We start from the raw sequence: 12,218 nt of genomic DNA on the forward strand, positions 1-12,218 counted from the left end.
TGCTCCCTGGAATTGATGTCGTTGCTAAGGTGCGCGATCTTGATGGTCATCATTCCGCCGCTGCTCCCATGCCCATGCCGGCGCGCTTTTTTTCCATCTCGCGGATGGCGCGGCGGTATTCGACGGGCATGACCTTGACGAATTTGGGCCGCATCTCGACCCAGTTGTCGAGAATGGCCTTGGCCTTGGTCGAGCCGGTATAGTGCAGGTGGTTGCTGATGAGCTGGTGCAGGCGCTCGTCGTCGTGGCGGGTCATGTCGCCCGAAATATCGACGCGGCCATGCCATTCGAGATCGCCACCATGATGGTGCAGATCGCGCATGAGGTTTTCTTCTTCGGGCACGGGCTCGAGATCGACCATGGCCAGGTTGCAGCGCTCGCGGAAGGTTTCGTCCTCGTCGAGCACATAGGCGACGCCGCCGCTCATGCCGGCCGCGAAGTTGCGGCCGGTCTGGCCGATGACCACGACAATGCCGCCGGTCATATATTCGCAGCCGTGATCGCCGGTGCCTTCAACCACGGCGATGGCGCCGGAATTGCGCACGGCAAAGCGTTCGCCGGCCACGCCGCGGAAGTAGCACTCGCCGGCAATGGCGCCGTAGAGCACGGTATTGCCGACGATGATGGAGTTCTCCGGCACGAAGCTGGCCTTGTCGGAGGGGCGTACGACGATGCGGCCGCCCGAGAGACCCTTGCCGACATAGTCATTGGCGTCGCCCACCATGTCGATGGAAATGCCGCGGGCAAGGAAGGCGCCAAAGGCCTGGCCGGCCGTGCCGCTGAGGCGGATCGAAATGGTGTCGTCGAGCAGGCCCTCATGGCCATATTTGCGGGCAACGGCGCCCGATAGCATGGCGCCGACGGAACGATCGCGGCTGCGGATGGGCAGGTCAATATGCACAGCCGTGCCGTTTTCCAGCGCCGGGGCGGCCAGCTCGACCAGTTGGCGATCGAGCACGGCTTCCAGATGATGGTTCTGGGTTTCGGAGTGATAGATGGTGTCGTCACCCAGCGGCTCGGGCTTGTGGAACAGCTTGGTGAAATCGACGCCATCGCTCTTCCAGTGATCGGCCAGCTTGCGCTGGTCGAGCAGATCGGAGCGGCCGATGAGCTCGTTGAGGGTGCGGGCACCCATGGCGGCGAGCAGGCCGCGCAGCTCTTCGGCGATGAAGAAGAAGTAGTTGATGACGTGTTCGGGCGTGCCCTTGAAGCGCTTGCGCAGCACCGGATCCTGGGTGGCGACGCCAACCGGGCAGGTGTTGAGATGGCACTTGCGCATCATGATGCAGCCGGCCGCAATCAGCGGCGCGGTGGAGAAGCCGAACTCGTCGGCGCCGAGCAGGGCGCCGATCAGCACGTCGCGGCCAGTCTTGAGACCGCCATCGACCTGGAGGCGGACGCGGGCGCGCAGGCGGTTGAGCACCAGAGTCTGGTGGGTTTCGGCCAGGCCGATTTCCCAGGGCCCGCCGGCATGCTTGAGCGAGGTCAAAGGCGAAGCGCCGGTGCCGCCATCATAGCCGGAAATGGTGATGTGATCGGCGCGCGCCTTGGCAACGCCGGCAGCCACCGTGCCGACGCCGACTTCGGACACCAGCTTGACCGAGATATCGGCCTGCTCATTGACGTTCTTGAGATCGTAGATGAGCTGGGCGAGATCTTCGATGGAATAGATGTCGTGATGCGGCGGCGGGCTGATGAGGCCCACGCCGGGCGTGGAATGGCGCGTCTTGGCGACGACCCAATCGACCTTGTGACCGGGCAGCTGGCCGCCTTCGCCGGGCTTGGCGCCCTGGGCGACCTTGATCTGCAGCTGATCGGCATTGACCAGATATTCGGTGGTGACGCCAAAGCGGCCCGAGGCGATCTGCTTGATGGCCGAGCGCATGGGATTGGCCGAGCCATCGGGCAGCGGCTTGTAGCGATCGGGCTCCTCGCCGCCTTCGCCGGTATTGGACTTGCCACCGATCTGGTTCATCGCCTTGGCCAGAGTGGTATGGGCCTCGCGCGAAATCGAGCCAAAGCTCATGGCGCCGGTGACGAAACGCTTGACGATATCGACCGCGGGCTCGACTTCGTCCAGCGAAACAGCCTCGCCAATCGGGCGGATCTCGAAGAGGTTGCGGATGGCCAGATAGCCGTTCTCACCCGAGTTCACGCGGGCAGCAAAGCTGTCATAGCGTGCCTGTGCGGTTTCGGGACTTTCGTCATGGGTGCGGACGGCGTGCTGCAGGTCGGCAACGACGTCGGGGCTCCAGGCATGCTTTTCGCCGCGGATGCGGTACATGTATTCGCCGCCCACATCGAGCGCCTTGCGCAGCACGACCTTGTCGCCAAAGGCGTCTTCATGCCGGCGCGCGGTCTCTTCGGCGACTTCGGCGAGGCCCACGCCCTCGATGGAGGTGGCGGTGCCGAAGAAGAAGCGCTGCACGAAATCGGTGCTGAGCCCGACCGCGTCGAAGATCTGGGCGCCGCAATAGGACTGGTAGGTGGAAATGCCCATCTTGGACATGACCTTGAGCAGGCCCTTGCCGACCGACTTGATGTAGCGGTTGACCACTTCGGCGGCATCGACCTCGGCGGGGAATTCGCCCTCGGCATGCAGGGCTGCCAGCGTCTCGAAGGCCAGATAGGGGTTGATGGCTTCGGCGCCATAGCCGGCCAGCATGGCAAAGTGGTGCATTTCGCGGGCTTCGCCGGTCTCGATGACCAGGCCCGAGGAGGTGCGCAGGCCCTTGCGGATCAGGTGGTGATGCACGGCGGCGGTGGCCAGCAGCGCCGGAATGGCGATGCGGTCGGCCGCGACCAGGCGGTCGGACAGCACGATGATGTTGTACTCGCCGGCGATGGCCGCTTCGGCCTGCTCGGAGATCGACTGGATAGCCGCCTCCATGCCTGCCGCGCCGGTTTCGGCGGGGTAGGTGATGTCGATGGTCTTGGTCTTGAACTGGTTGTCTGCCATGTCGCCAATGGCGCGGATCTTGGCGAGATCCTCATTGGTCAGAATGGGCTGACGCACCTCGAGCCGCTTTTCACGCGAGCTGCCTTCGAGATCGAGAATATTGGGCCGCGGGCCGATGAAGCTGACCAGGCTCATCACCGATTCCTCGCGGATCGGATCGATGGGCGGGTTGGTGACCTGGGCGAAGTTCTGCTTGAAATAGGTGTAGAGGAGCTTGGACTTCTGGCTGAGGGCGGAAATGGGCGTATCGGTGCCCATCGAGCCGACGGCTTCCTGGCCGGTGGTGGCCATGGGCGTCATCAGGATCTTGATGTCTTCCTGGGTATAGCCAAAGGCCTGCATGCGATCGAGCAGGGACTCGGAGGTCACCGGCGCGGTCAGCGCGGTATTGGGCAGGTCCTCGAGCACGATCTGGCTGCGGGCCAGCCATTCGGCATAGGGATGGCGGGTGGCCAGGGTCCGCTTGATCTCCTCGTCGGAAATGATGCGGCCTTCCTCGAGATCGATCAGCAGCATGCGGCCGGGCTGCAGGCGCCAGCGCTCGACAATGTCCTCGTCGGGAATGGTCAGCACGCCCGATTCGGAGGCGAGCACGACGTGACCTTCCTTGGTGACGAGGTAGCGGGCGGGACGCAGGCCGTTGCGGTCGAGCGTGGCCACGACATAGCGGCCGTCGCTCAGCGACATGGCGGCGGGGCCGTCCCAGGGCTCCATCAGGGCAGCGTGATACTCGTAGAAGCTCCGACGCGTCTCATCCATCAGCGGATTGCCGGCCCAGGCTTCGGGGATCAGCATCATGGCCGCGTGGGGCAGGGAATAGCCGCCGCGCACGAGGAATTCGAGCGCGTTGTCAAAGCAGGCGGTGTCGGACTGGCCCTCATAGGAGATCGGCCAGATCTTGGTGATGTCCTCGCCGAACTTGGGCGAGGAGACCGAGGCCTGGCGGGCGGCCATCCAGTTGACGTTGCCGCGAATGGTGTTGATCTCACCATTGTGGGTGGTCATGCGATAGGGATGGGCCAGCTTCCAGGAGGGGAAGGTATTGGTGGAAAAGCGCTGATGCACCAGGGCGATGGCGCTTTCGAAGCTCTCGTCGTGCAGGTCGAGATAAAAGGCGCCGAGCTGGAAGGCCAGGAACATGCCCTTGTAGACAATGGTGCGGGCCGACATGGAGACGACGTAAAAGCCGTTGTCGCCTGCCGATTCCGGAATCTGCGCATAGACGGTGTTGGAGATGACCTTGCGGGTGATCAGCAGCTTGCGCTCGAACTCGTCCAGCGTCATGCCGGCGGGGCGGCCGATGACCATCTGCTCGATGATGGGCTGGGTGGCGATGACGCCAGCCGAGAGATCCTTGTTTTCGACGGGCACGGTGCGCTCGCCGAGCAGGGACAGGCCCTCGCGGACGAGGCAATCCTGCACCACGGCGGCGACGCGGTCGCGCAGGCCATCGGTGTTGGGATAAAACAGCATGGCGACGGCGTAGAAGTGCTTTTCGGGCAGGGCGAACGGCATGACCTTCTTGAAGAATTCATGCGGGGTCTGCACGAGGATGCCGGCGCCATCGCCCATCAGCGGATCGGCCCCGACGGCACCGCGATGCTCGAGGTTCTCGAGGATTTCGAGACCCTTCTGCACCACTTCGTGGCTGGGTCTGTTCTTGATGTTGGCGATCATGCCGATGCCGCAGGCATCGTGCTCATTGGCCGGATCATAAAGACCCTGCGCTGTGGGACGGCCCATGGCCAAAGCCGTGGGGACGCGCTGGCCATCGCGGATCAAGGTTTTGGCAGTTTTCGGGGTGACCGGAGAAGTGGATCGGTTCCGCGCGTTTGCCATGGCTTTGTCCTCGCTGGTTGGTCGCGCCCGTTGCAGGGCCTGTCGCTATGTCGTGTGCATCCTGGTAGTGCCGGTCGCCCGGCGGGCTGGATGCGGTCTCGTCCTCAGGTGGGCAGACTGCGCAAGCGGGTCGTACACAGTACGGCTCGAACGAGCAAACCTGTCCATGCGTGGGGAGTGGCGCTGCATCCAAATGGCCACTCAAATTCGAGCTATCTTAGCTCCGCCTACCCGTTTCCGCTATCGTCTAGCGGGCCAGCCGGGCCAGCGTGCGTGCTGGCCGCGGAGAGCGGGGCGACGCGTCATATAGGACAGTTGTGCTGCCCTATCACGTCCACATTTGCATAATTCCAAACTGTGGGCAAGCGTCTTTGCCATGGAAGCGTCACAAAAAATAGGAAATTACCAACTCTTGTATAGGAAAGAGTAGGAAAACGGACGGGTAGCAGCCGCAAAAAGGGCGTCTCCCGGTCGGAAAACGCCCGTCAAGCCGGATAAACCAGCGATTGCCTATTCGAGGTGGGACTTGATGAACCAGAGGTCCTTGTCGAGCTCGCGCGAGAAGGCGGTGAGGATGTCGGCGGCATTGGCGTCGCCGGCCTCGTCGGTGGCGTCAATATCCTCGCGCACCTGGTTGGCCAGGGTGGCAAAGCGGTCGGCCAGGGCCTTGAGGTGATCGGGGACCTTGCGGATGTCGGTGGGATAGGCGGCCAGGGTGCTGGCCTTGGCGACGACCTGGCTGGTGCCCAGAGCAATGCCGTCGAGCTGGGCGACGCGCTCGGCGATGATGTCGACATGGGTGTCGATGGCGGTGCGCATGGGATCGAGCATTTCATGCACGGCGATGAAATCGGGACCCTTGAGGTTCCAATGGGCCTGCTTGACGATCAGGGCCAGGTCGATGGCATCGGCGAGGCGGGCATTGAGAATGTCGATGACGGCGGACTTGGCATTGCCCTTGAGGGCGACGGATGGGGTTTTCATGGGGGGGAGTCCTTTGACGCGGAAGTATTCCACCCGATCAACCGCCGGGGACAGACGGTGGTTCCGCGCGCCATAAAATAGGCGCAGCCCGGGTTGGGCTGCGCCATGCATCGTGCCTGCTGAAAGTCTGGGCCATTCGAGCGTAGCTCTCATGGCCTCGCCGCCTAAAATCGCTCCACCGGAGCGATTTTGCGCAAGCGCCGGCGTCTAGTTTACCGACTTGTCCTCGAGGCTGGACTGCTCGCCAGACTTGATCTGGATGGAGCGGGGCTTCTTGCTCTCGGGCAGCTCGCGCTTGAGCTCGAGGTGGAGCAGGCCGTGCTCGAGCGTGGCGCCATGGACCTCGACATAGTCGGCCAGCTGGAAGCGCAGCTCGAAGGCCCGCTCAGCAATGCCGCGATGGAGGAATTCACGCGCCGTATCAGCGGTTTCGGCCGACTTGGCACCCTTTACCACAAGGTTGTTTTCCTTGGTCTCGATGGCAATGTCGCCATTGGAGAACCCGGCCACGGCAATCGAGATGCGGTAGGCGTCGTCGCCGGTGCGCTCGATATTGTAGGGCGGGTAGGTCTTGGCTTCCTGGCCGACCAGATTGTCGAGCCGGTTGAAGACGCGGTCAAAGCCGACAGTGGAGCGATAGAAGGGGGAAAAATCGATGGTCTGCATAGTCACATTCTCCGTAAAGCAACGTGGTTTCCCGGTGGTCTCGCGGTGTTTTCCTCTTGGCTCCCAACATTAGGCAAGCCGAGGATATCGAGGTCGGGGTTCCCGGCAGAGCCGGCGAACGATTGAGATATAGGGGGCAATTTAGCCGGTTCAAGGCCGCCAAAGCGTCACGACTATGAACGGGTTATGAACAGGCCAGACCGATCGGGTTCAGGCGGACGGGACTAGAACAGGGTCAGGTGTTGAGGGCGACTTCAGCACTGCAGACGCGGTTCGTCACCCGCCCCCCGCACGGGCCGCCGACGCTCACAAGGAACCAGCATCCCCCGGGATGCTGGTTTTCTTTTTGCCCAGCGTTTGCTCTAAGTCAGGGTGTCACCCGGTTTGGAAGCGCTCATGAACACCGTCGATCCCAATGGCCCCAGCCTGGTCAATATTCCCACCAATCCACTGCCCGAAGGAGCGCGGGTGGGATTTTTCAAGACGATCGACAAGGTGCAGTTGCGCTACGCCACCTGGCCCAAGGCGGTGGGCAAGCAGCGCGGCACGATATGCCTGGTGCAGGGGCGCGGCGAATTCATCGAGAAGTATTTCGAGACCGTGGAAAATTTCCGCCAGCGCGGCTTTGCCGTGGCAACCTTCGACTGGCGCGGCCAGGGCGGCTCGGCGCGGCTGATCGGCAATAAGAGCCTGGGCCATGTCGACCGTTTCGAGGATTACGGCATGGATCTGCGCAGCTTTCACGGGCAGATCCTGCTGCCCGAATGCCCGCCGCCGTTCTATCTGGTGGGCCATTCCATGGGCGGGCTGGCGTCGCTGTTTGCCGCGGCGCAGGACCGGATGATGTTTGACCGGATCTTCCTGTCGGCGCCGATGCTGGCGCTGGACCGGCAGCCGCTGAGCATGGCCGGGATGGCGCGGGTGGCCACGGCGCTGAGCTTTATGGGCCTCGGCCGGCTGCCGATCCGCCGCAAGGCCGACAGGCCGGCCTCGGAAGCCAGCTTTGCCAATAACCCGCTGACCGGGGACATGCTGCGCTATCTGCGCATGGTGGATGTGGTCAAGGCGCGGCCGGCGCTCGAGATCGGCGCGCCGACGATCGGCTGGGTGGCCGCCGCCATGGGGGCGATGGCGGAAGCGGGCAGCGACAGCTTCCCCGCCCGGCTGGGCATACCCCTCTTGATGCTGGCGGCGGCGCGCGACGAAGTGGTCTCCACCAATGCCATCGAACAGCTGGGCCTGCGGCTGCGTACCGGGCGGCACCAGGTGATCCCCGGGGCGCGGCACGAACTGTTCATGGAAAGCGATCCCATTCGCGGCCAGGTGCTGGCGGCGTTCGACGCGTTCATTACCGAGCAGAGCTAGGCATCCACGCGGCGGCGCCTTGCCGGCGCGCAACGGGTCATGGTGCTGAGCGGTGGTCAATCGGCGCTGGCCGGCGGGTTTTTCATCTTCCAGGCCCAGCAGGCGGTGCCCGCTTTGGCGCCAACCTTGGCCGGGTATGCCGGCTTCGCGCGATCTGTTTCCCGGTATCGGGAACTTCCCGATTTAAGAGAGGGGAGTATCTAAAAGAACAGAGCTTCGCCTTCCACCGTGAAAGGAGGGCTGGCTCCGATTGACAGCAGGTGCGCATCAAGTTCCAGCTCGCGGCCTCTCGCCGACTGCGAAGTAGTAGCGAACGAAACGATCCATTCCCGATCTTTACGACACGCAACCGCGGCCGTGGGGTGGTCTCCGTCCACTTCAAACGACCGGCAGTGTTGGGCAAACCGATTTGCGAACGTTGCGAGTGGAGAGACTATCAGATTTCCCGCTTTGCCCTGCTGTCCTGACAAGACGGTGCCGACGATACCGGCGATGCTACCCGGAAGTGCTTTGCCGACCACGATCTCCCCTGACGTGTATCTGCTATAGGCAAAGCCGGCGCCCAAGGCGACTAGCGATACTGCAAGGAATGCTGCAGGTGTTCTCCAACGCTGCGCCGCAACCTTCTGAATTGATCCCCGGCCAGGAGTGGGCACCCAAGACCTGTTCGACTTTACGCCGTCACGTTTGGCTTGGCCACGCAGAAATCCCAGCGGGATAACCATGAGCATGGTGACAACTGTGAGCATCGCTCCTGCCAATTGCATTGCTGGCGTCGGCATGGGGAGGACAAGGCCCGGTAAAGAGGGCTCATCGGCCATCGCGTAGCCGATACCCGCAAAAGTCATAGGCCATTCCATCCCAAAGGCCTGAATAAGGATGAACAGACCGTTGGCAGCCAGGTATAGGGTGACGTCCCAGCCGGTACCGCCTCTGTCTCGGCGTCTCTTCACCGATAATGCATAGAGTGGGTACAGAACCGTTAGGAAGATACCGAGGACCAGCCAACCGCTGAACCGAAAGCGGGCAAGGATGCTGGTGCCGTTGAGTTCTTTGAAACTGGGGAAAAAGCTAAACGCAGCAAGCGTAGCCAACACATTGATCAACACCACCATGATCGCGATCAAGGCAATGCCGATCCACCAGCTTTCTCGGCCCAACCGACCGGAGGTGCTGGCGAACAGCGCGATGTACCACTCGATGCTAAAACCCCGGCCTCGCGGCTCGCTCATTCTTGGCTATCCCCACGCTCAAGTAATGCTGTCCAACCAGCATGTATGCGCCCCCGAAACCTAGCTCACGCTGCTTATCAACTTGCTGGTAGAGTTATGCCACTGGCGTTCAATATCAGGCTTAATGGCGACTTTTAGAGATCGAGCGCTGAGCGGGGCATGACCGACAAGGGGTCGAGAGCGGCCGCAGCAACGATGTGGGCAGGCCTCTGACGGCTTTCGACGATCCTGGAGCAAAACAGATATGGGTCGGCTGGCGAGTTTGGGGCCGGCATGGCCGACCGCAAGCCTCTGCCAGCCGAGTGCACGCTATCGCGGTTCGCTCAGAAGGCCCTTGACCAGGGCGTAGCATGCCAGCAGCAGAATGATGGCAAAGGGGAAGCCGGTTGAAACCGCCATGGCCTGCAGGGCAGCCAGGCCGCCCCCGAGCAGCAGGGCAATGGCGACAAGACCCTCAAAGCTTGCCCAGAAAATGCGTTGCCCCACGGGGGCATCTACCTTGCCGCCGGCGGTGATGGTGTCGATGACCAGAGACCCTGAATCCGAGGACGTCACGAAGAAGATGATCACCAGCGCGATAGCAATGAACGAGGTGATCTGTGTCAGCGGCAACCCGGCCAGCATCTGGAAAAGCTGCAGTTCCAAAGCCGAGCTTGCCACGGCCTCATAGCCGTCGTTGACCAGCTGGCTGATGGCCGTGCCGCCGAAGGCCGTCATCCACAAGACACTGACCGTGGAGGGGACCAGCAGCACGCAGATCAGGAACTCCCGCACGGTCCTGCCGCGGCTGACGCGCGCGATGAACATGCCCACGAACGGCGACCATGACATCCACCAGGCCCAGTAAAAGGCCGTCCAGCCATGACGGAAATTGTCGTCCGTCCGGCCGAACGGATTGGACAGGGCAGGCAGATTTTGTGCATAGGCCGACAGATTGGCAAAAAAGCCGGTGACGATCTGCCAGGTCGGCCCCACCGCCAGGACAAAGACCAGCAGTAGCCCAGCCATGACCATGTTGATTTCCGACAGCCGCTTGACGCCGGCATCGAGCCCGGCCACCACCGACAACAGCGCGACCCCGGTTATGGCCACGATCAGCACGACCATCGACACATTGCCGACCGGCAGGCCGAACAGGAAGTTGAGCCCGGCATTGGCCTGGCCGGCGCCTATGCCCAGCGAGGTAGCGAGGCCGAACAGCGTCGCGAAGACGGCCAGGATATCAATGATGTGCCCGGGCCAGCCCCACATGCGCTCACCAAAAACGGGGTAGAAGATCGACCGCATGGTGAGCGGCAGGCCCTTGTTATACGAGAATATCGCCAGCGAGAGCGCAACCACGGCGTAGATAGCCCAGGGGTGGAGGCCCCAGTGGAAAATCGTGGCCGCCATGGCCAGCCGCCGGGATGCCTCGGCATCGCCAACGGCACCATCGAGCGGCGCCCAGTCGGTCCGGACACCCGCTTCCATCACGGGACCGTTGAAGGCGGCGGTGAAGTTGGTGAGCGGCTCGGCCACGCCATAAAACATCAAGCCGATACCCATGCCGGCGGCAAACAGCATGGCCAGCCAGCCGGTGTAAGAATAATCCGGGGTCGCATCCCGCCCGCCGATGCGGATCTTGCCCAGCGGGGATACGATCAAACCCAGGCAGAGCAGGACGAAGACATTGCCGGCAATGATGAAGAACCAGTCGAAGTGACTGGTGAGGAAGTCGCGCAGCCCGATAAAGGCGTCAGTAGCGCGGCTGCCCAACACCATCGTCGTAATAACGAACAGCACGATGGTGAGCCCGGAAATAAGAAAGACCGGACTGTGCACGTCCACGCTCAGAAAGCCGCGACGGGAGACAAAATTGTCCTGACCAATGGAATAATCGGTCTGGATGATCTCTGTCGGTCCCTCGGGCGGACGAACCTCTTCGCTGCCGTTGTCCTTATCGTCGGTCATGGCTTTCCCATCCAGGTGTTAACAACTTCTCCAGCGGAAGTGATTCCGCCTGTTGTCTCTGGCTTAGGCTAAAATCCTCGCGAGCGGTGGTAACGATGTGGTCTTTGTCGACATCGGTCAGACCCCTTCGGCGCATCTCGATGCTGAACCCGCTTTTGAACGCAGCTTCCAGGACTTTGAAACTAACGCTTGAATGACCGCAAGGGTGGCAGCGGACCGGCCAGGGCTGGGTGGCAAATGCTCAGGCAGCTTGCCCGGAGCCGCCTGGACAGGCGGCGTGTCGGCTGGTCCGGCGCTGGCCCGATGCGTGTCGTTCTTCCCTTGCCTGGGTCAGGCGTTGCTGGCGGCCAGGGTGGCGAGCAGGGCGTCGAGCTGGACGAACTGTTCGGCTGCGCCATCCATGCCGCCCAGGGAGTCATCGAGCGCCTGCTTGCTGGGATAGACTTCGCTGAAGGTCAGCAGTGTTTTGCCGCCCGTTTCCACCAGGGTCACCGTGGAGATGGCGCCGTTCTCGCCTTCGTCATTGCTCCAGACGATCCGCGCCGGCGGCACCACGTCGATATAGCGGCCGAAAAAGGCCGAGATGGTGTCGGGGTCCTCGCCGAATTCGAGGCGGTAGCTGCCACCGGTGCGCACATCCATCTGGCAGGAGCGCAACGACAGGCCCAGGGATTTGGGCACCCACCAGCGCGCGAACAGTTCGGGATTGCTCCAGGCCTCAAAGACAATCCGCGCGGGTGCATCGAAGCTGCGCGTCACCGCGATCTCGCGATCGGATAGCCGCTTCACCGTGGTGCGGCCATCGACCGGGGCCGCCGCATTGTCCTGGTTATTGTCCATCAGTCTTCTCCTTGCGTTTGAGTTCTTCGACAACCCGGTCGAGCTGGTCGAAACGGGCATCCCAAAGCTGGCGGTACTGCTCGATCCAGGCCGCCTCCTGCTCGAGGCGGCTGATACCGAGCCGGCAGGTGCGCACGCGCCCGATCTTCTGCGTGGTGACGAGCCCCGCCCGTTCGAGCACACCGATATGCTTTTTCATGCCCGTCAGGGTCATGCGGAAGGTCGCGGCCAGTTCGCTGATCGAGGCATCGGCGCGCGCGAGCTGCTCGAGCACGCCCCGCCGGGTTGCATCCGAGAGCGCGGCGAATGAGGTATCAAAGGTGGCTTGCTGAAACTGAACCATGTGGTTCACTATATCGATCTGCGAGCGAAAGGCAAGGGGA

The 12,218-nt window shown here is 62.5% G+C and carries 8 protein-coding genes; 1 reads left to right on the forward strand and 7 read right to left on the reverse strand.

Annotated elements, in window-relative coordinates:
* Positions 1 to 49: 49 nt before the first annotated feature.
* The 3 genes from gltB to GDR53_RS11140 all read right to left on the reverse strand — a co-directional run bounded on the left by gltB (position 50) and on the right by GDR53_RS11140 (position 6,448).
* Positions 50 to 4,834: a glutamate synthase large subunit gene (gene gltB / locus GDR53_RS11130; RefSeq protein ID WP_408639802.1), complete on the reverse strand. Its 4,785-nt coding sequence runs from the start codon at positions 4,832 to 4,834 to the stop codon at positions 50 to 52.
* A gap of 474 nt (positions 4,835 to 5,308) precedes the next feature.
* Positions 5,309 to 5,782, reverse strand: a complete 474-nt coding sequence (dps, locus tag GDR53_RS11135) for a DNA starvation/stationary phase protection protein Dps (protein WP_193334574.1) — start codon at positions 5,780 to 5,782, stop codon at positions 5,309 to 5,311.
* A gap of 207 nt (positions 5,783 to 5,989) precedes the next feature.
* Positions 5,990 to 6,448 carry an Hsp20 family protein gene (locus tag GDR53_RS11140; RefSeq protein ID WP_193334575.1) on the reverse strand — a complete coding sequence of 153 codons (459 nt, stop codon included), beginning with the start codon at positions 6,446 to 6,448 and terminating at the stop codon, positions 5,990 to 5,992.
* A 396-nt stretch (positions 6,449 to 6,844) separates the two neighbouring features.
* Between GDR53_RS11140 and GDR53_RS11145 the strand changes: the two genes are divergently transcribed.
* Entirely contained in the window at positions 6,845 to 7,813 is a 969-nt protein-coding gene (locus GDR53_RS11145) for an alpha/beta hydrolase (protein ID WP_193334576.1), read from the forward strand.
* Between the two features lie 200 nt (positions 7,814 to 8,013).
* Here GDR53_RS11145 and GDR53_RS11150 read toward each other — a convergent pair whose 3' ends face one another.
* From GDR53_RS11150 to GDR53_RS11165, 4 genes are all read right to left on the reverse strand, one after another.
* A complete protein-coding gene (locus tag GDR53_RS11150) occupies positions 8,014 to 9,045 on the reverse strand; it encodes a DUF805 domain-containing protein (RefSeq protein ID WP_193334577.1) in 1,032 nt (343 codons plus the stop codon).
* A gap of 309 nt (positions 9,046 to 9,354) precedes the next feature.
* The gene (locus GDR53_RS11155) at positions 9,355 to 10,995 is read right to left on the reverse strand and encodes a BCCT family transporter (protein ID WP_193334578.1); all 1,641 of its coding nucleotides are present in this window, start codon (positions 10,993 to 10,995) and stop codon (positions 9,355 to 9,357) included.
* A gap of 330 nt (positions 10,996 to 11,325) precedes the next feature.
* Complete coding sequence (locus GDR53_RS11160) at positions 11,326 to 11,835, reverse strand: SRPBCC domain-containing protein (RefSeq protein ID WP_193334579.1); 510 nt, start codon at positions 11,833 to 11,835, stop codon at positions 11,326 to 11,328.
* A complete protein-coding gene (locus GDR53_RS11165; protein ID WP_193338056.1) occupies positions 11,825 to 12,178 on the reverse strand; it encodes an ArsR/SmtB family transcription factor in 354 nt (117 codons plus the stop codon). Before GDR53_RS11165 ends, GDR53_RS11160 begins: the two co-directional genes overlap by 11 nt.
* Positions 12,179 to 12,218 lie beyond the last annotated feature (40 nt).

The organism is Devosia beringensis (genome assembly GCF_014926585.1).
GTDB lineage: Bacteria > Pseudomonadota > Alphaproteobacteria > Rhizobiales > Devosiaceae > Devosia > Devosia beringensis.